Below are 23,826 nucleotides of genomic sequence, written 5' to 3' on the forward strand. Positions count from 1 at the left end.
AAAATAGTGGTTTTACATACTCAGTCCACATAAGGGTTGTCATGCAAAGAGCTACCAAGATCGTTGCCACTATCGGACCGGCGTCGAGTGATGCTGACACATTGACGCGGATGTTTAACGCCGGCGTCGATGTGGTGCGGTTGAATTTTTCGCATGGCAAGGCGCAAGACCATATTGATCGCGCCCTGCTGGTGCGTGAAGTAGCGGCAAAATGCGGCCGCCAGGTGGCGATCATGGCTGACTTGCAGGGTCCGAAAATCCGTGTCGGCAAATTTGAGCAGGGCAAGATCGAGCTGACGAATGGCGCTAAATTCGTTCTCGATGCCGATTGCGAACTGGGCAATCAGGACCGGGTCGGTCTCGACTACAAGGCACTGCCGCGCGATCTGAAGAGCGCCGATGTGCTGCTGTTGAATGATGGCCTGATCGTGCTGGTGGTTGAGAAGATCATCGGCAATCAGATACACACCGTGGTCAAAGTCGGCGGCGAGCTGTCCAACAACAAGGGCATCAACCGCCAGGGCGGCGGTCTGTCGGCGCCAGCGCTGACTTCCAAGGATATGGACGACATCAAGACCGCAATGAGTTTTCAGGCGGATTATGTCGCGGTGTCGTTCCCTAAAAATGCGACCGATATGGAAATGGCGCGGCAATTGGCCAACGTCGCCGGTGAAGCTTACGATCACAAGCCGATGATGATCGCCAAGATCGAACGCGCTGAAGCGATTCCGGCGCTGCAGCAAATTCTGGATGCCTCCGACGGCATCATGGTGGCGCGCGGCGATCTGGCGGTGGAAGTCGGAAATGCCGCGGTTCCCGCGCTGCAAAAGCGCATGATCAAGATGGCCCGTTTATCGAACAAGCTGACGATTACGGCGACGCAAATGATGGAGTCGATGATCGTCAACGCGGTACCGACCCGGGCCGAAGTGTCCGACGTTGCCAACGCGGTACTGGATGGCACCGATGCGGTCATGACATCGGCCGAAACCGCGTCCGGCCGCTATCCGGTTGAGACCGTGGAAGCAATGTCGGCAATTTGTCTGGAAGCGGAAAAATCGGAAGACTGCAAACTCGACGCCGATTTTCTGAATGTTACCTTTACCCGGATCGACCAGTCGATTGCGTATGGCGCACTGTTCACCGCGCATCATTTGCACGTCAAGGCGATTGCGGCGCTGACTGAATCCGGCTCGACGGCGTTGTGGATGAGCCGCCATAACATCGACATTCCAATTTTCGCGATCACCCCCAGCGTCAAGACGCGCCGCAAGGCGGCGTTGTATCGCAACGTGACGACGCTGGAACTGGCCCAGTCGGATGACCGCGAAGCGGTCCTGAACGACGCGCAGCAACTGTTGCTGGCGCAGGGTGTGGTGCAAGCCGGTGACCTGGTGGTGGTTACATGGGGCGAGCCGATGGGACAAATCGGCGGTACCAATGCACTCAAGATAATGAAGATTGGCGAATCCTGAATTCGCCACGAAAACTAATTTTATTACTATCGGAGTATCAACATGCCTCTCGTATCCATGCGTCAATTGCTGGACCATGCAGCTGAAAACAGTTACGGTCTGCCAGCGTTCAACGTCAACAATCTGGAGCAAGTCACGGCGATCATGCAAGCGGCTGATGAAGTCGGCGCGCCGGTCATCATGCAAGCCTCGGCTGGCGCCCGCAAATATGCCGGCGAAGCGTTTTTGCGTCACCTGATCGAAGCAGCGGTCGAAGCCTATCCGCACATTCCGGTGGTCATGCATCAGGATCACGGCCAGTCGCCGGCAGTGTGTATGGCGGCGATTCGCTCCGGCTTCACATCGGTGATGATGGACGGTTCGCTGACTGAAGACGGCAAGACAGTCGCCAGCTACGAATACAACATCGAAGTCTCGCGCAAAGTGGTTGAGTTCTCCCACGCGATTGGCGTCACGGTCGAAGCGGAACTGGGCGTGCTCGGTTCGCTGGAAACCATGATGGGCGACAAGGAAGACGGTCACGGCGCCGACGGAAAGATGACGCGTGAACAGTTGCTGACCGACGTCGCGCAAGCTGCGGATTTCGTCTTGCAGACACAATGCGACGCGCTGGCGATTGCGATCGGCACTTCGCACGGTGCTTACAAATTCTCGCGCAAGCCAACCGGCGATATTCTGGCGATTGAGCGTATCAAGGAAATCCACACACGTATTCCGAACACCCATCTGGTGATGCATGGTTCGTCGTCGGTGCCGCAAGAGTTGCTGGCAGAGATCCGCGAATTCGGCGGCGACATGAAAGAAACCTACGGTGTGCCGGTCGAAGAAATTCAGGAAGGCATTCGTCACGGCGTGCGCAAGATCAATATCGACACCGATATCCGGCTGGCAATGACTGGTGCGATCCGGCGTTACCTGATTGAAAATCCAAGCAAGTTCGACCCGCGCGATTACCTGAAACCGGCACGGGAAGCCGCCAAGGCGGTGGTCAAGGCGCGTTTCCTGGCATTCGGCTGCGAAGGTCAGGCCGCCAAGATCAAGCCGATGTCGCTGGAAAAAATGGCGGAGAAATACAAGAAAGGCGAACTCGCGCAAATCGTTCAATAAAAACCTGTTTAAGATCTGCAGCCCGAGCGAGGCGAAGAGCAGCACATGCGCCTTGCTGACGAGCGCAGTAAGATATTCAGCAGGTTCTACTAAACGACCAGGCGGTGATCATTCCTCCCCGCCTGGTTTCTACTTTTGGAACAACCATGACTAGCCTGTACAAATCCTCCATTACTTCATTGCCGCTGCTGGGTACCGGCAAGGTTCGCGACAACTATGCCGTCGGCGACGACAAAATTCTGATCCTGACCACCGACCGTCTGTCGGCGTTCGACGTCGTGATGAATGAGCCGATTCCCGGCAAGGGCAAAGTATTGAATCAGATGAGCGATTTCTGGTTTGAGAAGCTGTCTGGCATCGTGCCGAACCATCTGACCGGCATTCCTCCGGAAAGCGTGGTCGCCCCCGATGAAGTGGAGCAAGTGCGTGGTCGCGCAGTGGTTGCCAAACGTCTGGAACCGATCATGGTCGAGGCGGTGGTGCGCGGCTACATCATCGGTTCGGGCTGGAAAGATTACCAGACGACCGGCGCGATTTGCGGCGTGAAGCTGCCCGCCGGATTGCAGCAGGCAGCCAAGCTGGAAGAACCGATTTTCACACCGGCGGCCAAGGCTGAAATGGGTGAGCACGATGAAAACATCAGCTACGACGATATGGAGCGCCGCATCGGTACCGAGCTGTCCGCCACGATCCGCGATATCAGTATTCGCTTGTACAAGACGGCCGCCGAGTATGCGGCGACACGCGGCATCATCATTGCCGATACCAAATTTGAATTCGGCCTCGACCAAAACGGCAAATTGCATTTGATGGACGAAGTGTTGACGGCCGATTCGTCGCGTTTCTGGCCGGCGGCCAGCTACGCGGTCGGCATTTCCCCGCCTTCGTTTGACAAGCAATTCGTGCGTGATTATCTGGAGTCGATCACCAGCTGGAACAAGACCGCGCCGGCACCGGCCTTGCCGCCGGAAGTCATAGAAAAAACCGGCGCCAAGTATCGTGAAGCGCTGGAGAGCCTAACCGGTGAAAAGCTAAAGGATTAAACATGAGCGCAAGCCCACAAAATAAGCCTGTGATCGGTATCGTCATGGGCTCGTCCTCGGACTGGGATGTCATGCAACATGCGGTCGCCATACTCACCGAATTCGGTGTCGCGCATGAAGCGCAGGTGATTTCTGCGCATCGCATGCCGGATCAGATGTTCGACTACGCCGAGACAGCACGCGCGCGTGGCTTGCGGGCGATCATTGCCGGTGCCGGTGGCGCGGCCCATCTGCCGGGCATGCTCGCTGCGAAAACCATCGTGCCGGTGTTGGGCGTGCCGGTGCCGTCCAAGTATTTGCGCGGTGAGGATTCGTTGCTGTCTATCGTCCAGATGCCGAAAGGCATTCCCGTCGCCACCTATGCGATTGGCGAAGCCGGTGCGGCAAATGCGGCTTTGTCGGCGATAGCGATGCTGGCCTGCACCGATGATGGTCTGGCCGAGAAGCTGCTGGCGTTCCGCGCCCGGCAGACCCAGATGGCACTTGATATGAAATTACCTCCCGTATGAGCAGTCAGCAACACGAATTGAAGCAAACCTCGTTAGCTTCCTTGATACCGACCACCACGCCTACCACCTGGCTGGGCGTGATGGGCGGCGGACAGCTGGGCCGCATGTTCGCGCATGCCGCACAGGAGCTGGGCTACAAGGTTGCGGTACTGGAGCCGGCGCAGGATTGCCCCGCGGCGCATGTCGCCGATCGGCATGTCCTGGCGGATTACGATGACGAAGTCGCGTTGGCGGAACTGGCGGCGTTATGCGTTGCCGTCACCACCGAGTTTGAAAATGTCTCGCACCACAGTCTGGCGTTTCTGGCCGAAGGTACTTTCATCGCACCGAAAGCGGCTTGTGTCTCGATAGCGCAAGATCGTGTTGCAGAAAAAGAATTCTTCACGCAATGCAGCACGCAATCCAAAGTGCTGCCGGCACCGCATAAAGTGATTGCGTCGGTTGCCGACATCGACAGCGTTCCCGCCGATCTGCTGCCGGGCATCCTGAAAACCGTACGACTCGGCTACGACGGCAAGGGTCAGGCTCGGGTCCGTACCCTGGATGAATTGCGCAGTGCCTATGCCGACATGAACGGCGTGGACTGTGTCCTGGAAAAAATGCTGCCGCTGGCGTACGAAGTGTCGGTACTGGTCGCGCGCGGTGTCGATGGCGCAGCGGTGGTCTATCCGATCGCCGAGAACGTCCATCGTGACGGCATCCTGTTCACCACCACTGTGCCGGGACCGAATGTTTGTGCCGATTCGGCCAAGCGCGCGCAAGAGGCGGCGCTGGTGATCGTTGACCGGCTCGGCTACGTCGGCGTGCTGTGCATTGAATTTTTTGTGTTGCAGGACGGTTCGCTGGTGATCAATGAAATGGCGCCGCGTCCGCACAATAGCGGCCATTACACCATTGACGCTTGCGTTACCAGCCAGTTCGCGCAGCAGGCGCGGGCGATGGCGCGTATGCCGCTGGGTGACGTACGGCAGCATTCGCCGGCGGTCATGCTGAATATTCTGGGCGATGTCTGGTTTCCCGATGACAGCGATCAAGTGCGCGAACCGGCCTGGGACCGCATCATGGCGTTACCCGGTGCTGTTCTGCATTTGTATGGCAAGGCGGAGGCACGTCGCGCCCGCAAGATGGGACACATCACCTTCATCGCGCCAACCCTGGCGCAAGCACAGGAGCAACTGGCTGCGGCCTGCGCGATTCTCGGTATTGTTTTGGAATGAACGTGCCGCTGAACTCCCCCGCGCTCGATCTGCACGCGATCCAGCTTGCCGCACGCAGGCTGGAAGCGGGTGAGCTGGTCGCATTTCCAAGCGAAACGGTGTATGGCCTGGGTGCCGACGCTGAGAATCCGGCTGCGGTGGCGAGTATTTACGCCGCCAAAGGTCGTCCGTCCAATCATCCGGTCATCGTCCACATCGCGCCCGAGGCCGACATCGGTTATTGGGCACAGGCGATTCCGCCCCAAGCCCAGCAATTGATTGCGGCGTTTTGGCCGGGACCGCTGACGCTGATTTTGCAGCGTGCCGCACACATCTCAAGTGCCGTTTCCGGCGGCCAGACCACAATCGGCATCCGTTGTCCATCGCACCCGGTAGCGCAAGCGTTATTACGTGAATTCAAAGGGGGGAAGGGCGGTGTCGCGGGTCCATCGGCCAACAGGTTTGGCCATGTCAGCCCGACCACCGCGCAACATGTGCGGGATGAGTTTGGCGATGGTCCGGACAGTCCTGTCGGCTATGTGCTGGACGGCGGTCAGAGCGAAGTCGGGATTGAGTCCACCATCATCGACCTGTCGCGGGTGGCGACGCGCGGCCCGGTGCTATTGCGTCCAGGCGACATCAGTGCAGCGGAAATCGCGGCAGTACTGGGTGTCGCGGTGCAGGCACCCGATGCGGCGGCGCCGCGCGCCCCAGGCACGCTGGAATCGCATTATGCGCCACGCACGCCGGTATTGCAGGTAGCGCCTGAGCGCTTGCTGACAACTTTGTCGCAACTGCATCTGGAAGGGCAACGGCTGGCGCTGATTGCCTACACAACGGCCGCGCAGAAGGCCGTGCCGCTGGTCGCATACTATCCGATGCCGGATGCCCCGCACGGCTACGCGCATGACCTCTACGCCGCGCTGCGCGACATGGATCAGGCCGCAGCCGATCTGATCGTGGTCGAGACGCCGCCGCAGGATATCGCATGGCAAGGAATCAATGATCGCCTGTGCCGCGCCGCACACGATTCGACCGACATGTTTGCCAGATTCTTGCATCCTTGAAAAACTCTGAGGTAAAAAAACCACAATTTATAGTCAAACGAGTTCAAAACTGGCATAGTGTCAAAAAAGAATAGCACGCGCGTTCTTTTTAATGGGAGGCAATGTCAGCCGGTAGCACCGGTACGTTCTACATTTACATTGAAAAATAAATAATAATCGAGCGCTGCCAGTCAGTGATGACCAAGCGAAATCAGGCGCCAAAAAATGGTAACAACTGCAGGTGCAGGCAACGATATCGAATGCAATACTCAAACCTGAATCACATCCATACTTGGAGAAGACATATGAAAAAACATTTTGCCGTACTGCCAAAAATCGCTGCTTTGACCTTGCTGGCCGCGGCCGCTGCACCTGCCATGGCACAACAAGCTGGCGATAACGTAGTCGGCATTGGCTGGTTCCATCTGGCGCCGCAGGATTCCAGCGAAAACATAAAAATTTCCGGTCAAACTATCCCGAACACCGGCGCGAACGTTAGCAATGCGGACACTGTGGGTTTGCAAATCAGCCATTTCTTTACCGACAATTGGGTACTGTCTGCTGATGCCGGCATTCCCCCAAAATTCAAACTGGATGGCGAAGGTGTTTTGCAAGGGACGCATATCGGTTCGGCTAAACAATGGAGCCCGGCGGTTCTCGTCAAATACTACTTCGGCGACAAAAACAGTCAGTTCCGTCCATTCGTTGGCGCCGGTGCGACTTATGTCTGGTACTCGGATGTCAAATTGGATAGCGCCTTTCAACAAAAGTTGAGTGGCATTGTTAGTCGGGGCCAAACCGGCGCGTTCACGACCAGTGCCGATCTGAGTAGCTCGCTTGCGCCAGTCGTCACCGGCGGTATGGCCTACAACTTCGACAAAAACTGGTCTGTCGCCCTGTCGGTCTCCTATATTTCGTTGAAGACCAAAGCTGACTTGACTACACACACACCGGTCGGCGACGTACATACCACTAGCAAGCTGACATTGGACCCTATCGTCAGCTTCCTGTCGGTTGGCTACAAGTTCTGATGTAGTGTTTTAAAATCCGGCCCCAAAAAGGCGGGACATGAAAAAGCCTCGATACCATCGAGGTTTTTTTACGCCTGTCAGTGAAATCCCTGGAAAGTCGGCAGACGCAGACGTAGTGCGTTAAAGTCATGGTTAATGATAAACCTAGCGGAGGAATGAATATGGCAAACGAAACTGCGGTGCTCGGCGGCGGTTGCTTCTGGTGCCTGGAAGCTGTCTATCAGGAAATCAAGGGTGTACAGCATGTCGAGTCGGGCTATACCGGCGGCCATATCGTCAATCCGACTTATGAGCAGGTATGTGAAGGCAGCACCGGTCACGCCGAAGTAGTGTCGGTAACTTTTGATAACGAGAAAATCAGCTTTCGAGAATTGCTGGAGATCTTTTTCACGATCCATGATCCGACCACGCTGAACCGGCAGGGCAATGATGTCGGTACCCAATATCGTTCAGCTATCTACTTTCAGTCGCCCGAACAGAAAGAAACCGCCCGGCATGTGATGGCGGAAATGGCATGTGTCTGGGATGCGCCGATTGTGACCGAACTGACGCCGGCGGAAACGTATTACAAGGCCGAGGCTTATCACCAGAATTACTTCAAACAACACCCGCTGCAAGGCTATTGCGCTTTTGTCGTCGCGCCGAAAGTTGCCAAACTGCGCAGCACGTTCGCCGCTAAGGTGAAGGACTGATCGCGCAGGTTGGGTCATGCCGAGGTGCAATAAAAAAGGCCGGGCGTGACGCGCGACCTCTGCGTTATTGCCGCACTGCAAAATTAAGCCTGGTCATAGATATACCGGCGCGACCAGGGCAGTGTCGCTGCACTCCGCCCAGCCTTGCGGCAAATCACCTGATACAGCGACATCCAGTCCATCTCGAATCCGTAAGCGCTACCGGCCAGATACAGACGCCAGATGCGGAAGCGGCGGTCGTCCGATGCTTGCCGGACTTCCTCCGAATGGGTTTCAAGATTATCGGCCCAGATGCTGCAAGTTCTGGCGTAATGGCGGCGCAGATTTTCGACATCCATGACTTCCAGTCCACCTTCCTGCATGGTTTTCAGGACCAGCCCGATGTGCGGCAATTCGCCATGCGGGAACACATATTTATCAATAAACTCACCGCCGCCGTAGGGTGATTCGCCATTGTCGACGTCGGTCGTGGTGATGCCATGGTTCATCGCCACGCCTTCGTCGGTCAACAGTTGCCGGATGTGCGCAAAATACATCGGCAGATGCTTCAGGCCGACGTGCTCGAACATGCCGACGCTGGTGATGCGATCAAATTTTCCGCTGACGTCGCGATAGTCTTGCAAGCGTATTTCGACCTGGTCCGTCAGGCCAGCCTGCGCCACGCGTTCCTTGGCGAGCAGGTACTGATTTTCGGAGAGTGTCACGCCGACGCATTTAGCGCCGAATTTCTGTGCTGCGCGCAATACCAGCGCACCCCAGCCGCAACCGATATCCAATAATGTCTGGCCCGGTTGCAGTTGAATTTTTGTCAGGATGTGGTCGATTTTCTTGAGCTGGGCAGTCGCCAGATCTTCATCGCCGTTCTCGAAATAAGCACACGAATAGACCATGTTCCGGTCCAGCCACAATTGGTAAAAATCGTTGGAAACGTCGTAGTGATAGCGAATCGCAGCGGCGTCTTTTTCCTTGTTGTGGCGGGTGGCGCGCACAATTCGGCCGAATTTTCCTTGCGGCTTCAGGTAGCTGGCGGCGAGGGCGTTGGCAACGGTGATGATTTCCTTCAGCTTGCCCTCGACCTCGATTTTCCCTTCAACATACGCCTCGCCGAGATTCGCCAGCGAGGGGGTCAGCAAATAGGTGAGGGAAGATGCGTGCGGAACGCGCACGGTGACTTCTGGTGAGGCGGCGCTACTAAAATCAAAGCGCTGCCCGTTCCACAACTCCAGCCGCAATGGTAACGCGGCGCGATTGCGGACTTCATTGACCCAGTTTTCAAGCTTCTTTTCCCAGAACACCATTTCTTCCCCCCGCGAATAACTGCATTGATAGGAAATACGCTTTTGCAAGCCTCTCTTCAGTCAGGTATCCGCCGGCATTCCTTGCCTGTTACGGCTGCAAACGTTGTCGTTGCCAGGTGCCGTTGCTGTCGCGGCGATACAGAATGCGGTCGTGTAATCGAGAACGGCGACCTTGCCAAAATTCTACCGTATCTGGAATAAGCTTGTAGCCGCCCCAGTGTGCCGGACGGGGCGGGCGGTCGCCGAACTGTTGTTCAGCTTGCGCGTAGCGGGTCTCGAGCAGCTCCCGGCTGGCAATCGGCTGACTCTGTGCCGAGGCAATCGCACTCAGGCGGCTGCGCAATGGGCGGCTGGCAAAATAGGCGTCGCTGTCGGCCTCGGAGACACGTTCGACCTTGCCTTCGATACGGACCTGGCGCTCCAGTTCGATCCAGTGAAACAGCAGTGCGGCGTAGGGGTTATGCGCCAATTCGTCACCCTTGCGGCTAGCGTAATTGGTGAACCAGCTGATGCCTTCCGCATCGAAATTTTTAATCAGGACGATGCGCGATGACGGCCGGCCGTCGGCATTCACGGTCGCCAGACTCATGGCATTCGGTTCCGGGACCTGTGCCTTGATGGCCTCGTCCAGCCATTTGCCGAACTGTGCCAGCGGATCGATCAGCGTGTCCGCTTCCGACAGACTGGCCTGGCTGTAATCGGTACGCAGATCGGCGATCGAGATTGGGGCGGTTTCCATGCTCATGCCGAAATTCCTCTACGGCGCTGCATGGCTGCACCCAACCGGGCCATTTGCGCATCGCTGAAAATACGTTTCGCCATTGGGGCGATCCAGGTTTCTTCCTTCTCCATATGCGCCGAGTACAGGCTGGAAAAAAGGCCGACATCCGCGCTGGACAGCACGGCGCTGCGACCGGCTTCAAGCTCCGCCAGTTGCACTCTCAATCCCTGCCAGAGCTGATCCATCTGGCGGTGTTCGCTGACAATCTCCGGGCCTAATCTGCGCAAGACTTCCGCATCTTCATCCTTGGCGGTGGCGGTCAGCATCGGAAATAAATCCTGCTCTTCATCTTCGTGGTGATGTGTTGCGGCTTTGCTGAAGTAGCGCAAGACGCCGGCTGCGGCTTGTTGCGCCTCCTGGTCTGCGCCGTGTTGCGGCAAGTGGGCCTGTAACCGGTCCAGCGTCGCCAGTTGTTTGCGTATCCGTTCGTGGCAATGCTTGAGTACGGCAATCGGCTGACCGAAATCCGGTGCTGTATCGATGAGGGGATTTTCCATAATTATCCTGGTTAAAAATTTTGCAAATAAGTCGTGCAAATGATGAAGTAATCATATTAGAACACTTGTACGCGGAAGGCGTAAATGATGTGGATCAAAGGTCGATGCCAGTGCACAAGAGCATTAGTAATTCAGGAAACTCGTTCGACTGAAATACGCTGGCAGGCATGTGCCGGTAAAATAGCGGCTTTATCTTCTTGCGACCGATGCGATCGCTAACATCGCGCGCATGTATGTTGCCGAGTAGCAATTTCTTGTCTTTTACTTTGTTGGAACCCATGTCCTTATCCGTTGCGTCAGCCGAAGCCCTTCCTGTTACCGATGCCGTCAGCGCGGAGGACATCGATTTTGAGCGCCGCTTCGGCGGCATTGCACGACTCTATGGCGCACCCGCGCTGACACGTTTTCGGCTAGCGCACGTCTGCGTGATCGGTGTCGGCGGTGTCGGCTCGTGGGCGATCGAGGCGCTGGCCCGCAGCGCCGTCGGTCATTTGACCATGATCGATCTCGATAACCTGGCCGAGTCCAACGTCAACCGGCAGGTCCACGCGCTGACCGATACGCTGGGGCAGGCCAAAGTCACCGCCCTGGCTGAGCGCATCAAACAGATTAATCCCTACTGCCAGGTCACCGAAGTCGAAGATTTCATCAGCGCGGACAATCTGGAAGAAATGCTGGGCGGCAGCCGCTACGATTATGTGATCGACGCCATCGACAACGTGCGCGCCAAGACCGCGTTGATCGTGTATTGCCGCGAACACGGCATACGTTTGATCACCGTCGGCGGTGCTGGCGGGCAGGTCGATCCGACTCGTATCGAGATTCGCGATCTGGCGCGGACCGAGCAGGAACCTCTGCTGGCCAAGGTGCGCAAACTGCTGCGTTCGCAGCACCGTTTTCCGCGCGGCGAGAAAAGCAAGTTCGGCATCGATGCAGTATTTTCGACCGAACCATTACGCATGCCGATCAGCGCAGAGGCATGTGCGGTGGACAGTCAGGAAATCCCTGGCGTCACCGGCCTGAATTGCGCCGGTTACGGCTCTGCGGTAGTGGTCACGGCGAGTTTCGGCCTGGTGGCTGCCGCGCACGTATTGCGCAAGCTGGCCGCGGATGTCGAACAAAAAACCTAAAATCCGCCGGCGAACTGGTAGCGGCTTCCCGGATGCCACATCGTCGCGATGGATGCGACTTGTGCCATCGACAGGGTTTTTCTCTTGAGTATCAGGCAGGGCTCTTTTTGCGTGATCTGCAGCATTTCGGCGATCTCGCGCGGTGCGTTTTGCGCTTCAATCCGATAATTCATTCCCTGTAGCGGTGCCGCTGCCATCAGGTATTCGTTAGGCGTGGTGCTGGAAAAATCCTGCCGGATATAGTCCGGCACGACATCCGGATTGACCCAGCGATCTTCGACCTGGATCGGGATATCGTTTTCGAAATGGACGATCACCGAATGAAACAGGGCATGCCCTGGCTCCAGCGCGAACTGTTTGGCCAGCAGGTCGGATGCCTTGTGCCGTTCCAATTGATGCAACTCGCTGCGATGGACGTGACCGCGGGCGCGCACTTCTTCGGCAATACTTTTGATTTCGACCAACGTGGACTGATATTTCTGTTGCGCGACGTAGGTGCCCGAGCCTTGTATACGGCTGAGGATTTGCTCACTGGTTAATTCCCGTACCGCGCGGTTGACCGTCATGCGCGATACGTTGAACTGTTTTGCCAGCGCCTGCTCCGATGGAATGGCGTCGCCTTCGCGCCAATGACCGGCCTGAATCTCGCCCAGCAGATAATTTTTGATTGTCTGAAAAATAGGTATATTGCTTTGTTTTTCTTGCTCTTCCAAGCCATTCTCCCGATATTGCTCACGCCGACATTGTATTCTGAACCGCCGCCGGGTTCTGTCTGACTACAGGCAGAGGCGGGAGGTATCGACAGTATTGTATAGACAGCTTGGCGTCGCAAGAAGAAGAATCGGTTTCTGTACCGGTATTTTAAAAAAACATGCCTAGAGGCTGGCGTACCGCTGCAAGGCGGTACGCCAGTCAAATCTTAGAACGAGTGATGCACGCCCACGGTAGTCACGAGCTGGCTTGAACTGCCGGAAACGCCGGTGCCATTCATGATCGCCAGTTTGGCATCGCCGCCGGCGCGTTGATACGCGGCTTGTGCGTAAAGTTCGGTGCGCTTGGACAGAGAATACACATTGCTCAAGCTCACCTGGTTCCAGCGCGCACCCTCCAGTTTGGAATGGGTATACCCGACATTGAGCGTATTCGCTGCGCTATAACGCCAGGCAGCGCCAAGATCCATGTTCTGTTGCTTGGGCTTGTTCCCGGCCAGGTCAAGCTTGGTCTGCGTGTACAAACCGTTCAGTCGCACATCGCCGATCGTGTAGCCGACCCCTGCAGCAGCAGTGGTCAAGCTGTTAAAGGTGCTGGCTGCGGTACCCAGGCCGAGGCTGCCCAGGAAAGTGCCGGCGTAGCCCGCAGGGCGGTCATTCAATTTGGAATAGGCCAGCACGGCTTTCAACGGACCATTGGTATAAGTAGCGCCGGCGCTGATGTTGCGACCTTTCGAGGAGTTGCCTGCCACTTCGCCGAAACCATACATACCGCTCAGTTGCAAACCGGCAAAGTTTGGCGTGGTGTAGCGCACGGCATTATCGAACTGAAAAGTATTGGCCAGGTTGTCCAGATTGCCGGGATGGAACAGATACCAGTTGGTCAGTTGATAACCGTTGCTGAGTCTGCCGGCATAATCGAACACGATATCAGGCATGTGCCCTACGACGACAGCACCAAAGTCACCGGACAAACCCACCGTACTCATGCGATTGAAGAGTTTTCCCGCTACTACCTGCGCACCGGTATCGGTGTAAAAACCGCTTTCCAGCTGGAACGTGGCTTGCATGCCGCCGCCGAGGTCTTCATTGCCACGAAACCCGATGCGGTCCGGCTGCATGGTGCCCTGGTCAAGACGCATCACAGAGCTGCCGCCGATATTGTTGACATACGCCACACCCGCATCCAGGCTGCCGTAAATCGTTACATTGCTTTGTGCGAATGCGCCGGCGGTCAGGCCGGTCGCCGCCATGGCAATAAGAACCTTTTTCATTAACGTCTCCATTTTTTAATATGCACGGCACAAGCCGTATTCATTGCACCCGCGTGCCCAGCGCGCGCGGGCGGTGAAACTGTTGGCGGCATCCGCTGCCGGTAATTTCAATACGTCTATTCCATATATGGAACGACGTTTCCAAAAAAATGCTTGGTACAAAAAAAATGCCGAGGCAGATGCAGGCATTTTTTTTGCGTTGGGAGGTGTCACAAATCAAGCAATATCCGTTGCCCCTTGCAGCCGGAGACACAGACCATCATTGACTTATTGGCGTCACGCTCACTCTTGCTGAGGACGCTGTCCCGATGTTCCGGACTTCCTTCCAGCACCCTGGTTTCGCAAGCGCCGCAAATGCCTTCCTTGCAGCTGTACTCCATCTCGATGCCCGCTTCCAACAGGGCGTCCAGCAACGATTTACCGGCGGGAACAGTGATCGCCTTCTTGCTACGGGCGAGTTCCGCCACGTAGTCGCTGCCCTGCACCGCCTCGACATGTTCGGTAGCGGCAAAGCGTTCGATATGGACATTGGGCAAGCCGAGTTCTTCGCATATCTTTTCAAATGCGTTCAGCATCGGTGTCGGTCCGCAGCAGTAAAAATGCGCGTCGCGCGGCTTGCTCGCCAGATAGCTGCGCAGATCCGGCGGCGCGCCTTGTTCATCGTCGAAATGGGTTTGCACCGGCGCGCCATTGGCCAGCAGCGCATCGGTGAAAGCGGCTTCGGCACGCGAGCGGGCGCAATACAGCAATTCCACCGATTTACCCAGGCTGTTCAAATGATTGAACATGCACGAGATCGGCGTGACACCGATGCCGCCGGCAATCAGCACCGTATGCGATGCCGTCAGTTCCAGCGGGAAATTGTTGCGCGGCTGCGAAATCTGCAGCGTGGCGCCAACCCGTAGTTGCTCGTGGACATAGCGCGAACCGCCGCGACTGTGGCGGTCATTCAATACCCCGACCACATAGCGTTGCCGTTCGCCGGGCGAGTTCAACAATGAATAACTGCGCACCACGCCGTTGACGAGATGCAGATCTATGTGCGCCCCGGCATCGAAGGCAGGCAGATCGCCGCCCGCTGGCGACATCAGTTCGAGACTGACGATGCCTTGCGCCTCAAAACGCATGGCTTGCACGCGCACGGATAGGAGAGAGTGGTTGCTAGTCATGATTGTGAACTCTTGTGATTGTCAGGATCAGGCTTGCCGGGCTGGCTGCTCGCCGGCGGCCAACTGCGCCTTGGCCAGATTCCGTAAATGGCGGCGCAAGCGCACGATGCCCATGTCGTGTTGATACAGGTGTTCGTTTTGATTGGCATCCGGTTCCATCACTTCGAGTATCGCCCGATCTTGCTCGAGCACGGTCCAGTGACGCGCTTCGAGACGGTTGCGGTACAGGAAACGCCAGGTATCGCGCTGCCAGCCGGCGGGCAACTTGCGGCAACGCCAGAAGAACGCCGCGGAGACGTTTTCAACGATCGGCGTGTAGCTGCCGATGATGGTGAAGCCGCCGCCGGGACCGCCGGTTTTCGGATACGGAATTTCAAGCCGCATCCAGTGCAGGCCGGTATCGGCCCACTCGGTCCAGTCAAAGTTGACGCCGCGCTGTCCTTCCTTTTCAAAGACAAAGCCGATATCGGTTTCGCGAATCCGGAAAGCGGCGGTAGCCTCGCCCTCGGCCATCGAATGCGACTGTTTGTGCAGGAAGGTGCCGTGCATCGGGTCCATCACATTGTCGATCACGTAGCGGTAGTCGCCCTTCCATTCGGTGTAGCAAAGGAAGCTGGAATATTCATCGCTGGTCAGCTCTTCCGGCAAACGCAGCGGCGGCGCTTCAGCCACGTCCACGCTGCTGTTGTAGAGAAAGATCGCGCCGGCCGCTTCGCACACGTGAAACGAGCGCGTCGCCTTGCTGCCTTCCAGCTTGCAACCGGGACTGCCCGGCACGCTGGTGACGACGCCATCGGCACGCACCTGCACCCCGTGATAACCGCAGGCAATGCGATCGCCCAGTGCGATCCCCAGCGACAGCGGTGCGCCGCGATGCGGGCAGTGGTCATCCAGCGCATGCAGCACGCCGGAGGTTTCGCGCCAGAGCACGAGCTTACGTCCCAGCCGCCGCAACGATACCGGACGTTCGGCCACGAAGTCGGATGGGCAAATCGGGTACCACAGGTCTTTCAAACCGTCGGCGAGTATCGCGTCGACTGGATCATTGGGTGAGGTTCTCATGAAAATATCCTTTTCAAAATAAGCTGACTGCTTGCGCCGGCCTTAGTCGGCAAGACGCGCGATTTCTTCCTGAAACGTCTGTTCCGTCCACACGCCGCCAAGCGGGCAATTCGGACCGGAGCGGTTCAGGTAAGTCACCAGACCCGGCAAGTCCTGGATGCCGGCCGCGTAAGCGCGCTCGATGGAATCGCCGAGCAGGTCTTCGTATTGGGTAGGCAGGCGACGCCGTGCCTGATGCGGATTAAGATAAAGCTCTGCCATCATTGGCCTCCATTAGTGTTTGGGTTTGTCAGTCAGGAACTTGGCGCCGGGCGCTTCAGCATTGCGTTGACGGCGGGTATAGCCATCCAGGCCGCCGCTGATCGCCCACTCGGCAAACATCGTCGGGCCGGGTTCGAAATCGCGTGCCACCCAGTCGCCATCCAGTTGGTCTTCATCGGCGTAATACTCGATCAGACCGCCTGCCGGATTCTGGAAGTACCAGAAATAGGCGGACGAAATCGGATGGCGTCCCGGGCCAAGTTGCGTTTCCCAATCTTTGCGCGCCATGTGCAGGCCGCCGCCAAAGACTTCGTGAATGTCGCGCACCGTGAATGCCACATGGTTCAGGCCGGCTTTCGGTTCCGGGGTTTGCAGCAGGAACAGGTCGTGGTGTCCGCCCACTGCGGCACAGCGCAGGAAAGCGCCACGGCCGGGATAATGATCGGACGGAACGAAGCCGAAATGGCTGCAGTAAAACTGTTCGCAGGCTTGCACGTCTTTGACAAAGAACACCACATGGCCGACCTCGATCGGGGTCGCGTGTTCATACGCGGGGCTGCGCTGATTGATGCGCGGCCTGTGACACCAGGTATTCATCTCGGCGCATTCGACTTCGATCTCGCGCTTGACGCTGACCTGGAAGCGCACCGCCAAACCATTCGGATCGGTACAGCCGACGCGCGCGTTATTCCAAACGGTGTTGCGTAAAAATCCCGGCTCGGCGGCGATGCGTGCGGCAAAGCGCTCCAGTACCTCCGCAGCGGAGACGCCCCACACAACTTCGCGCAGCGTCGGGCCGGCTTCAATCGCGGGCGGCAAGTCTGCGGCGTCGCTGGGCTTGACCAGCACGCGGCAGCCGTTTTGCGTTTCGAACACCAGCACGGCGTCGCTTTCTTCGACCAGCGCCATGCCCCAGTCCAGGAAGAAGCGCTTGCATAACGGCAAGTCTTCCGCGCCGTAAGTGATTTCATCAATCCCCAATACATCCATTGCCTTGTCTCCTAATGTTATTTCAGCCTGCCCAGGGCAGCGGTTGTTCGTTCAAGCCCCAATACATGCTCTTTTGTTCCATGTACTGCAAAATCCCGAGCCGGCCTTTTTCGCGTCCCAGGCCGCTGTCGCGCCAGCCGCCGAAGGGCGCGGCGATCGAGAATTGCTTGTAGGTGTTGATCCATACATTGCCGGCTTGTACGGCGCGGCCGAAACGCCAGGCTTTTTTATAGTCGCGCGTCCAGATCCCGGCGGCGAGCGCATACACGCTATCGTTGGCTTGCCGGATCAGGTCGTCTTCATCCTCGAACTGCATCGCGACCAGTACCGGGCCGAAAATCTCTTCCTGGCAGATGCGCTGGTCATTGCGTACGTCTTCAATGATGGTCGGCGTGTAAAAATAGCCGCGCTCAAATGCAGCACCTGCGGGCCGCATGCCGCCGGTGCGCAAGCGGCCGCCATCCTGAATGCCGATGGCGACGTAGGATTCAATCGACTCGCGGTGGCGCTGCGTGATCATCGGGCCGAGCTGGGTCCGCTCGTCGGCCGGGTCGCCCACCCGCAGCGCTGCGGCACCGGCTGCCAGGCGCTCCATGAAGGTGTCGTAAATGTTATGCGCCACAAACAGGCGCGAGCCGGCGATGCAGGACTCGCCCGATGAACTGAAGATGCCGTACAGCACGCCGGCCACGGCGTGATCCAGATCGGCATCGGCAAATACGATGGTGGGCGATTTGCCGCCCAGCTCCAGCGATACCGGCATCATCTTGTCGGCGGCGATGTGCGCAATGTGCTTGCCGGTGGCGGTGCCGCCGGTGAACGATACGCGGCGCACCAGCGGATGCTTGGTGATGGCATCGCCGATCACCGAGCCCTTGCCGGGCAACACGCTGATCAGCCCTTTCGGTACGCCCGCTTCTTCGCAAATCCTGGCCAGTTCGAGCGCCATCAAAGGTGTGACCTCGGCCGGCTTGACCACGACCGCATTGCCTGCGGCTAATGCCGGAGCGAGCTTTTGCGCTTCGCTGGCAATCGGCGAGTTCCACGGTGTGATCGCAGCCACCACGCCCATTGGCTCGTAGACACTCATGGTCAGGCAATCGCCGCGCATCGGTGTGATGGTTTCTTCCAGCGTTTCACAGGCAGCCGCGAAAAACTGGAAGGTTGCTGCAGCGCTGGCGACCAGGCCGCGGGTTTCGGTGATCGGCTTGCCGTTATCCAGACGCTGGCGCTGTGCCAGCGGTTCGGCGCGTTCGCGGATGAGTTGCGCCACGCGGTACAGCACTGCCGCACGCTCGTGTGGCTTGCGCTGTGCCCAGCCGCTGTTGCGGAACGCGGCATCGGCGCCCTGAATCGCCTCTTCCACATCCGCCAGACTGGCGGCGTGCAAATGGGCAATAGCTTCGCCGGTGGCCGGATACAGGCTGGCATACAGCTCGCCCTGGCCCTGACGCCAGTGACCGGCTACGCAAATCGGGAGGTTGTTGTTTGGGTTCATGGTAGACGTCAATTTCACTCAGATAGAGAGCGCATGGGCGCGATTGCCGATTGCGCTGACCACGCTAAACACGGTCAGCGCGGAAGTTTTAGGGTTGGCGGCAAGCGGCTTGCCGCGCATCGTCAACTCGAAACCGCCGAAAGCACCACGCGCTTCGACATGGTGTACGTTCTCCGTGACCGACGGATCGGCCAGCAGCCGTACCTGGGTATGATCCAGGCCCAGACCTGCCAGCGACAAGGTGGCAGCGACGTTCGCGTTTTTCGGATACAGCCGGGCGGCTTCGCGTGCCGTCCCTTCAAAAATCACGGTCGCGCTCTCCAGCGTATCCAGTGCGAACAGCGCTTCTGCCGGCGTATCCTTCCAGGCCGAAGGAGGTTTGCGGCCCGTATACACGACAGAATCGAGACCGCCGACCTTGGCCGCCGACAGCGCATCGATGGCGCCGATGGCGCCGGACAGCAGTTGCACCTGGGTTTTTCCGCGCCGCGCCGCTGCCTCCAGGCGCTCAACCAGGCCCGGCTGCGACAGCGCACCGATTGACACCACCATGCAGGGAATGCCACGCTCCAATGCCGGCAGGATATGCTCTTCAATCGCATGATGACCGGCACATTCGATCAGCAGATCGGGGCGCGTTTCGTGGTCTTCCAGCCGCACCGCCACGCGCGCATTGGGCGCGTGTGAAAACACCACCGGACGCGCCGCGGCCAGCCCCGCCTCGGGGACGATCACGACGTCGAATATGACGTCCGGATCGCTCTTCAGCAACTCCATCACTCCCGCGCCTATGGCGCCGCAGCCGATCATCGAAACATGCAACATGTCAATCTCCTCAGGCCACGGCGGCAACGGACTTCTCTTCATTGACCGGTGGTCCGGCAAATGCGGTTTTGAAGCTGCCAATCGACAGCATGTCGATTTCCAGCAAGAAAGGACCGGGCTCCGCCATCGCTGCACGCAAGCCGGCGGTGAGATCGGCCAGCTTGCTGATGCGCGCATGACGTAAGTTCAGTGCTTGCGACAGAACGGCATAGTCAGGCGTATGCAGGTCGACATAATGGCGGCGGCCGCCATACTGCGCATCCTGGATATTCTTGATCACGCCATACCCTTTGTCGTTCATCAGAATCACGACCATGTCGGCACGTTCTTGCACGGCGGTGGCGAGCTCACCGAGGTTCAGGATGAAGCCGCCATCTCCGGCGAGGCAAAAGGTTTTCTTGCCCGACCCTGTTTCAGCCGCGCCCACCGCAGCGCCGATTGCCATCGGCAAGCCTTGCCCGATGCCGCCGCCGAGCGCGTGCACACCTGCCAACGGATCGAAAATCCGCAGGTAGCGGTTGCCCCAGGTGCTGTTTGAAACGGTAACGTCGCGCACCCAGTTGAAGTTGCGGCCGGCGACCTCTTGCAATTGCCGCACCAAGGCGCTGTATGGCCCCAGGCCGTCGACCAGACCGGCGGCGGCGGCATCGCGCGCTTGTTGCAGATCGTCGATAAAGGCCGGATCCACCTGCATGCGGCCTTCCAGACGATCTGCCAGTCCGTCCAGTACCAACGCAGCATCGCCGCAGACGAACGAATCGCTCTGGTAGCAGCGGCCTTCGGCTGCAGGATCGGCATCGACGCGGTGCAAGGGGCGCGGCAATTTCAATTCATATTTCAGCGTTTCGTTACCGCGCAGGCGCGAGCCGACCACGACCATCGCGTCGCAGCTCTGGTAAAACGTTTCCACCGGCTTATGCAAGTTGAAAGCGCCGAGCGAACGTGGGTCATCTTCTGCCACGACACCGCGGCCCTGGGTAGTCGTGACGACACCGAAGCCCAAGTCCATCAGGCGCTTGACTTGTGCACTGGCGTGCCGTGTGCCGCCTCCCAGCCACAGCAATGGACGCTTGGCTTTGGCCAGTTGTTCGGCCAAATCGTCGAGTGCCTGTGCCGATGGCGTGTTCAGCGGAATTGGCAGCGGTCGCAGATCGGACGGCATGCTGATCAGCGCAGCCTGAATGTCAATCGGAATCTCGACGCTGACGGGGCCCATCGGCGGCGTCAAGGCGGTTTGCACTGCGAGCTTGATGGTGCTGATGGCGGTATCGACATTGCGGATGCGGAACGCAGCTTTGGATACGGCCTTGAGCATGGACAACTGATCCGGCGCTTCATGAATGTAGGACAGGCTCTGGTCCAGATACGGGGTTTCGATCTGGCCGGTCAGATGCAGCAGCGGGGTGCCGGCAGTCAGCGCTTCCACCATCGCACCGGAGGCATTCCCGGCAGCGGTGCCGGTGCTGGTCAGGCAGACCCCGAGGCTGCCGCTGGTGCGGGCATAGGCATCGGCCATGTTGGTGCCGCCGGCCTCGCCGCGCGCAGGGACGAAGCGGATCTTGCCGCGTTCGCCGAGGGCATCCAGGATCGGCATGTTGTGAATCGAAATGACGCCGAAGGCTGCTTTTACATTGCATTCTTCGAGAAAGGCGGCGATGGCGCAGCCGACGGTAACTTTATTTTGCTTAGGCATGACGGGAAACTCCTCCTGATACATCGATATGACTGCCTGTGGTGTACGACGACAGCGGCGTGGCAAGAAAGACGATTGCGCGCGCAGCTTCGTGCGGATGGCCAAGGCGGCCGATTTGAATTTGCTTGGTGTGGGCCAGGGCCCGGGACCATTCATCCCACGACAGCGCGCGCTCTTCACGCGCCTCATAACGACGCCGCCACTGGCCTGAGTCGACCAGGCCCAGCAGGATGCCGTTGACGCGAATCCGCCTGGCACTGAATTCGGTGGCCAGCGAGCGCACCAGGTTATGCACGCCGGCACGTGCGGCGGAGGTCGCCAGCATGTGCGGCTCGGGCTGCACTGCGAGCAGCGAATTGACGCAGACGATCGCCGCGTCCGGCATGCGCTCCAGCTGCGGCAGGAAAGCGCGGGTCGGATGGATCACGGAAAAAAACTTGAGTTGCAGTTCTTCCAGCCAGGCGGCGTCGTCGGTGTCGGCAAAGGTCGAGACCCGGCCTTGCCCGGCGTTGTTGACCAGCATGGAAACCGTGCCGAGCTGCTGCTCCACCGCGGCGGCAAAGGCACGCACTTGTTCCGGATCGAGCACGTCGCATGCAGATACGAACAGGCGGCACTCTGGAAACCGTGCGCGCAAGGTGGCCTGCACCTGCATCAGGCGGGCCGCATCGCGACCGCAGAAGGCAACTGCCGCACCGGCCTCCAGCAGCAGTTCGACGGTTGCCAGTCCTATGCCGGAAGAGCCGCCGGTCACCACGGCAACTTTTCCTTCCAGGTTAATCATGGGCAAAGACATGTTGCTTACTCCCTCCAAAGGTTGACGACGCTGGCGCCGGATTTTTCAGGTGCATAATCCAGCAAGCGCGATAATTCATCGGCCGATGCGCTGACGCGGCGCACGACTTCGTCCAGCTGGGTGGGTTTGAGTTCGATATGCGGCGATGGGATGGTGGCGCCCAGTGCCGCCACAATCGCACCCGTGTGATCGCGGACCGGTGCCGCGATGGTCGAAATATGGGCTTCGAAGAAACCTTCTTGCAAGACGTAGCCACGGTCCCGATCTTTCTGCACCATGTCGAACAGTTCGACGACGGTCTTCGGTGTGCTGGCGGAATAGATCTCAAGATGTTCTTCCGGATACAGCTTGCGCAGTTCGGCGAGCGACAGGTTTTGCAACAGCACGCGACCAAGCACGGTGGCGTGCGCCGGCAGCCGCGTGCCGACGTTGACCGAGCCGCCGAAGGCGGTCGATGTGGCGGATTTGGCGACATACACAATATAGCGGCCATCGCGCACCACCAGATTGCAGGGATAGCTGATGTCGTCGCGCAGGCGGTCCAGCAGGGGGCGGCCGAGTTCGGTCAGTTCCAGCGAAGCCAGATATTCGAAGCCGAGGCGCAACACCGACATCCCGAGGCGGAAATCCCTGCCGCCATCGTTCCTTTCGACAAAACCCATGCGTTCAAGGGTTGCCAGCAAACGGAACACCGTGGAGCGTGGTACATCGAGCCGTTTCGCCAGCTCGGGTGCCGACAGACTCTTGTCGTGACGATTGAATTCACACAGCAGGCGCAAGCCGCGTTCGAGTCCCGGCACGAGATACTTCTCTTGTTCTTGCATTTCTTCTGGGAGGGATGGCTTATTGGATGGATTATTCATGGCTATGCTTTGAAAGGGTGGGCAAACAGGCCTCGCGAATAGCGTTGGCCACGATGTCAGGCTGCTCGATGTAGCAGGCATGGCCAGCGTTGTCGATCAGCTTGAAGGGAGAGTTTACATGCCCCGCGAATGTGCGACAGTCCTCGGGCGGCGTGATGGTATCCGCACTGCCGCAGTACACGCTGGCCGGAATATCCCTGGGCGGATAGCGATGAATGTCATCGCTACACAACATCCGTACCGCCTGTGCATAGCCGGCCGGATTGAGCGTCAGCGTATTCCAGCGCACCCAGGCGCGCGCGTCATCATTTGCCTGCGCCGATAACATCCGGCCGCCGGAACGTTCTGCCATGCCCTGCACGCCCAGCGTGTTTAGGGTTGTCAGACGTTCCTGCTCAACCTGTTGCCCGAGCGCCTGTCTTTGCAGACTGCCATAGCCCTGTGCCGGGCTCAACAGACACAGGTGCGACACCAGATCGGTTCCGGTTGAGACATACGCAGAAGCCATGATTGCGCCCAGAGAATGCCCTACCAGGACACAGCGGGTAACGCCGAGTGCGCGCAGAAACCGGTCGAGCCGCAACGCATAGTCGGCCGCACTGGGTGTCGCACTTGGTAGCGGACTCGAACGCCCGTATCCCGGCGCATTCCACGCTATTACCTGCGCATCCATTTCGAGACGCAGCGCACAGTGCAGCCACGATGCGGCGCCCGAGCCGATGCCGTGCAGCAATACCACGGCCGGACCGCGGCCGCAGCTGCGGTAAGAAATGATGCCGTCGCCCACCGCCACAGTGCGTTCCGGGAAACGCCCTTCCAGCAGGGATAGCGCATCCCGCAGACCTTCGGAGCAGACAGCAGGTACGTAGCTGGTCGTCAT

At 58.4% G+C, this 23,826-nt stretch carries 25 protein-coding genes; 9 read left to right on the forward strand and 16 right to left on the reverse strand.

Translation table 11 applies throughout. The annotated features are described in order from the left end of the window. Positions 1–41 precede the first annotated feature (41 nt). The 8 genes from pyk to msrA all read left to right on the forward strand — a co-directional run bounded on the left by pyk (position 42) and on the right by msrA (position 8,099). On the forward strand, positions 42–1,475 hold the full coding sequence (gene pyk / locus AC3CHX_RS01285; RefSeq protein ID WP_488631703.1) for a pyruvate kinase: 1,434 nt from the start codon (positions 42–44) through the stop codon (positions 1,473–1,475). Between the two features lie 42 nt (positions 1,476–1,517). Next, the gene (gene fba / locus AC3CHX_RS01290) at positions 1,518–2,582 is read left to right on the forward strand and encodes a class II fructose-bisphosphate aldolase (RefSeq protein ID WP_488631704.1); all 1,065 of its coding nucleotides are present in this window, start codon (positions 1,518–1,520) and stop codon (positions 2,580–2,582) included. Positions 2,583–2,728: 146 nt separating this feature from the next. After that, a complete protein-coding gene (locus AC3CHX_RS01295; RefSeq protein ID WP_488631705.1) occupies positions 2,729–3,625 on the forward strand; it encodes a phosphoribosylaminoimidazolesuccinocarboxamide synthase in 897 nt (298 codons plus the stop codon). A gap of 2 nt (positions 3,626–3,627) precedes the next feature. Continuing rightward, complete coding sequence (gene purE / locus AC3CHX_RS01300; RefSeq protein ID WP_488642313.1) at positions 3,628–4,134, forward strand: 5-(carboxyamino)imidazole ribonucleotide mutase; 507 nt, start codon at positions 3,628–3,630, stop codon at positions 4,132–4,134. Then, complete coding sequence (locus AC3CHX_RS01305; protein WP_488642314.1) at positions 4,131–5,351, forward strand: 5-(carboxyamino)imidazole ribonucleotide synthase; 1,221 nt, start codon at positions 4,131–4,133, stop codon at positions 5,349–5,351. The genes purE and AC3CHX_RS01305 overlap by 4 nt, the downstream gene beginning before the upstream one ends. After that, the gene (locus AC3CHX_RS01310; RefSeq protein WP_488642315.1) at positions 5,348–6,397 is read left to right on the forward strand and encodes an L-threonylcarbamoyladenylate synthase; all 1,050 of its coding nucleotides are present in this window, start codon (positions 5,348–5,350) and stop codon (positions 6,395–6,397) included. Before AC3CHX_RS01305 ends, AC3CHX_RS01310 begins: the two co-directional genes overlap by 4 nt. 284 nt (positions 6,398–6,681) lie before the next feature. Continuing rightward, positions 6,682–7,407: an OmpW/AlkL family protein gene (locus tag AC3CHX_RS01315; protein WP_488642316.1), complete on the forward strand. Its 726-nt coding sequence runs from the start codon at positions 6,682–6,684 to the stop codon at positions 7,405–7,407. Positions 7,408–7,568: 161 nt separating this feature from the next. Then, positions 7,569–8,099, forward strand: a complete 531-nt coding sequence (msrA, locus tag AC3CHX_RS01320) for a peptide-methionine (S)-S-oxide reductase MsrA (protein WP_488642317.1) — start codon at positions 7,569–7,571, stop codon at positions 8,097–8,099. An 83-nt stretch (positions 8,100–8,182) separates the two neighbouring features. Here msrA and AC3CHX_RS01325 read toward each other — a convergent pair whose 3' ends face one another. The 4 genes from AC3CHX_RS01325 to AC3CHX_RS01340 all read right to left on the reverse strand — a co-directional run bounded on the left by AC3CHX_RS01325 (position 8,183) and on the right by AC3CHX_RS01340 (position 10,955). Next, positions 8,183–9,394 carry a class I SAM-dependent methyltransferase gene (locus AC3CHX_RS01325; RefSeq protein WP_488644691.1) on the reverse strand — a complete coding sequence of 404 codons (1,212 nt, stop codon included), beginning with the start codon at positions 9,392–9,394 and terminating at the stop codon, positions 8,183–8,185. Positions 9,395–9,485: 91 nt separating this feature from the next. Beyond that, positions 9,486–10,121 carry a pyridoxamine 5'-phosphate oxidase gene (gene pdxH, locus AC3CHX_RS01330; protein WP_488644692.1) on the reverse strand — a complete coding sequence of 212 codons (636 nt, stop codon included), beginning with the start codon at positions 10,119–10,121 and terminating at the stop codon, positions 9,486–9,488. Positions 10,122–10,138: 17 nt separating this feature from the next. Then, positions 10,139–10,675 (reverse strand): hemerythrin domain-containing protein, encoded by a 537-nt coding sequence (locus tag AC3CHX_RS01335; RefSeq protein WP_488642318.1) that lies wholly within the window; start codon positions 10,673–10,675, stop codon positions 10,139–10,141. A gap of 94 nt (positions 10,676–10,769) precedes the next feature. Continuing rightward, the gene (locus tag AC3CHX_RS01340) at positions 10,770–10,955 is read right to left on the reverse strand and encodes a hypothetical protein (RefSeq protein WP_488642319.1); all 186 of its coding nucleotides are present in this window, start codon (positions 10,953–10,955) and stop codon (positions 10,770–10,772) included. On the opposite strand from AC3CHX_RS01340, the gene tcdA reads away from it, so the two are divergent. Further along, complete coding sequence (gene tcdA / locus AC3CHX_RS01345) at positions 10,954–11,805, forward strand: tRNA cyclic N6-threonylcarbamoyladenosine(37) synthase TcdA (protein WP_488642320.1); 852 nt, start codon at positions 10,954–10,956, stop codon at positions 11,803–11,805. The genes AC3CHX_RS01340 and tcdA overlap by 2 nt on opposite strands. Here the strand turns inward: tcdA and hutC are convergent. From hutC to AC3CHX_RS01405, 12 genes are all read right to left on the reverse strand, one after another. Further along, complete coding sequence (gene hutC, locus AC3CHX_RS01350) at positions 11,802–12,518, reverse strand: histidine utilization transcriptional repressor HutC (protein WP_488642321.1); 717 nt, start codon at positions 12,516–12,518, stop codon at positions 11,802–11,804. The genes tcdA and hutC overlap by 4 nt on opposite strands. A 206-nt stretch (positions 12,519–12,724) precedes the next feature. Then, positions 12,725–13,789, reverse strand: a complete 1,065-nt coding sequence (locus AC3CHX_RS01355) for a porin (protein ID WP_488642322.1) — start codon at positions 13,787–13,789, stop codon at positions 12,725–12,727. Positions 13,790–13,998: 209 nt separating this feature from the next. After that, a complete protein-coding gene (locus AC3CHX_RS01360) occupies positions 13,999–14,958 on the reverse strand; it encodes a PDR/VanB family oxidoreductase (RefSeq protein ID WP_488642323.1) in 960 nt (319 codons plus the stop codon). 27 nt (positions 14,959–14,985) lie between these two features. Then, positions 14,986–16,020 carry a Rieske 2Fe-2S domain-containing protein gene (locus AC3CHX_RS01365; RefSeq protein WP_488642324.1) on the reverse strand — a complete coding sequence of 345 codons (1,035 nt, stop codon included), beginning with the start codon at positions 16,018–16,020 and terminating at the stop codon, positions 14,986–14,988. 42 nt (positions 16,021–16,062) lie between these two features. Continuing rightward, a complete protein-coding gene (locus tag AC3CHX_RS01370; RefSeq protein ID WP_488642325.1) occupies positions 16,063–16,284 on the reverse strand; it encodes a recombinase-like helix-turn-helix domain-containing protein in 222 nt (73 codons plus the stop codon). A gap of 9 nt (positions 16,285–16,293) precedes the next feature. Then, positions 16,294–17,271, reverse strand: a complete 978-nt coding sequence (locus AC3CHX_RS01375) for a VOC family protein (RefSeq protein WP_488642326.1) — start codon at positions 17,269–17,271, stop codon at positions 16,294–16,296. 22 nt (positions 17,272–17,293) lie between these two features. Then, positions 17,294–18,769, reverse strand: coding sequence for an aldehyde dehydrogenase (locus AC3CHX_RS01380; RefSeq protein ID WP_488642327.1), 1,476 nt, complete (start codon positions 18,767–18,769; stop codon positions 17,294–17,296). Positions 18,770–18,787: 18 nt separating this feature from the next. Then, complete coding sequence (locus AC3CHX_RS01385; protein WP_488642328.1) at positions 18,788–19,594, reverse strand: aspartate dehydrogenase; 807 nt, start codon at positions 19,592–19,594, stop codon at positions 18,788–18,790. A 10-nt stretch (positions 19,595–19,604) separates the two neighbouring features. After that, the gene (locus AC3CHX_RS01390) at positions 19,605–21,287 is read right to left on the reverse strand and encodes a thiamine pyrophosphate-binding protein (protein WP_488642329.1); all 1,683 of its coding nucleotides are present in this window, start codon (positions 21,285–21,287) and stop codon (positions 19,605–19,607) included. Beyond that, positions 21,280–22,083, reverse strand: a complete 804-nt coding sequence (locus tag AC3CHX_RS01395; RefSeq protein ID WP_488642330.1) for an SDR family oxidoreductase — start codon at positions 22,081–22,083, stop codon at positions 21,280–21,282. The genes AC3CHX_RS01390 and AC3CHX_RS01395 overlap by 8 nt, the downstream gene beginning before the upstream one ends. Before the next feature lie 5 nt (positions 22,084–22,088). Beyond that, positions 22,089–22,946, reverse strand: a complete 858-nt coding sequence (locus AC3CHX_RS01400) for an IclR family transcriptional regulator (RefSeq protein ID WP_488642331.1) — start codon at positions 22,944–22,946, stop codon at positions 22,089–22,091. Further along, the gene (locus AC3CHX_RS01405; protein WP_488642332.1) at positions 22,939–23,826 is read right to left on the reverse strand and encodes an alpha/beta fold hydrolase; all 888 of its coding nucleotides are present in this window, start codon (positions 23,824–23,826) and stop codon (positions 22,939–22,941) included. Before AC3CHX_RS01405 ends, AC3CHX_RS01400 begins: the two co-directional genes overlap by 8 nt.

The sequence above is a fragment of the Glaciimonas sp. OK215 genome, assembly GCF_057787885.1.

Coding starts and splice junctions, on each gene's coding strand:
- AC3CHX_RS01385 (WP_488642328.1), bottom strand. CDS start 19,594: ATGTTGCATGTTTCGATGATCGGCTGCGGCGCCATAGGCGCGGGAGTG.
- AC3CHX_RS01405 (WP_488642332.1), bottom strand. CDS start 23,826: ATGACGACCAGCTACGTACCTGCTGTCTGCTCCGAAGGTCTGCGGGAT.
- AC3CHX_RS01355 (WP_488642322.1), bottom strand. CDS start 13,789: ATGAAAAAGGTTCTTATTGCCATGGCGGCGACCGGCCTGACCGCCGGC.
- tcdA (WP_488642320.1), top strand. CDS start 10,954: ATGTCCTTATCCGTTGCGTCAGCCGAAGCCCTTCCTGTTACCGATGCC.
- AC3CHX_RS01380 (WP_488642327.1), bottom strand. CDS start 18,769: ATGAACCCAAACAACAACCTCCCGATTTGCGTAGCCGGTCACTGGCGT.
- purE (WP_488642313.1), top strand. CDS start 3,628: ATGAGCGCAAGCCCACAAAATAAGCCTGTGATCGGTATCGTCATGGGC.
- AC3CHX_RS01340 (WP_488642319.1), bottom strand. CDS start 10,955: ATGGGTTCCAACAAAGTAAAAGACAAGAAATTGCTACTCGGCAACATA.
- pyk (WP_488631703.1), top strand. CDS start 42: ATGCAAAGAGCTACCAAGATCGTTGCCACTATCGGACCGGCGTCGAGT.
- AC3CHX_RS01295 (WP_488631705.1), top strand. CDS start 2,729: ATGACTAGCCTGTACAAATCCTCCATTACTTCATTGCCGCTGCTGGGT.
- AC3CHX_RS01400 (WP_488642331.1), bottom strand. CDS start 22,946: ATGAATAATCCATCCAATAAGCCATCCCTCCCAGAAGAAATGCAAGAA.
- AC3CHX_RS01370 (WP_488642325.1), bottom strand. CDS start 16,284: ATGATGGCAGAGCTTTATCTTAATCCGCATCAGGCACGGCGTCGCCTG.
- AC3CHX_RS01375 (WP_488642326.1), bottom strand. CDS start 17,271: ATGGATGTATTGGGGATTGATGAAATCACTTACGGCGCGGAAGACTTG.
- AC3CHX_RS01365 (WP_488642324.1), bottom strand. CDS start 16,020: ATGAGAACCTCACCCAATGATCCAGTCGACGCGATACTCGCCGACGGT.
- AC3CHX_RS01395 (WP_488642330.1), bottom strand. CDS start 22,083: ATGTCTTTGCCCATGATTAACCTGGAAGGAAAAGTTGCCGTGGTGACC.
- AC3CHX_RS01315 (WP_488642316.1), top strand. CDS start 6,682: ATGAAAAAACATTTTGCCGTACTGCCAAAAATCGCTGCTTTGACCTTG.
- AC3CHX_RS01390 (WP_488642329.1), bottom strand. CDS start 21,287: ATGCCTAAGCAAAATAAAGTTACCGTCGGCTGCGCCATCGCCGCCTTT.
- AC3CHX_RS01305 (WP_488642314.1), top strand. CDS start 4,131: ATGAGCAGTCAGCAACACGAATTGAAGCAAACCTCGTTAGCTTCCTTG.
- AC3CHX_RS01335 (WP_488642318.1), bottom strand. CDS start 10,675: ATGGAAAATCCCCTCATCGATACAGCACCGGATTTCGGTCAGCCGATT.
- fba (WP_488631704.1), top strand. CDS start 1,518: ATGCCTCTCGTATCCATGCGTCAATTGCTGGACCATGCAGCTGAAAAC.
- AC3CHX_RS01310 (WP_488642315.1), top strand. CDS start 5,348: ATGAACGTGCCGCTGAACTCCCCCGCGCTCGATCTGCACGCGATCCAG.
- msrA (WP_488642317.1), top strand. CDS start 7,569: ATGGCAAACGAAACTGCGGTGCTCGGCGGCGGTTGCTTCTGGTGCCTG.
- AC3CHX_RS01360 (WP_488642323.1), bottom strand. CDS start 14,958: ATGACTAGCAACCACTCTCTCCTATCCGTGCGCGTGCAAGCCATGCGT.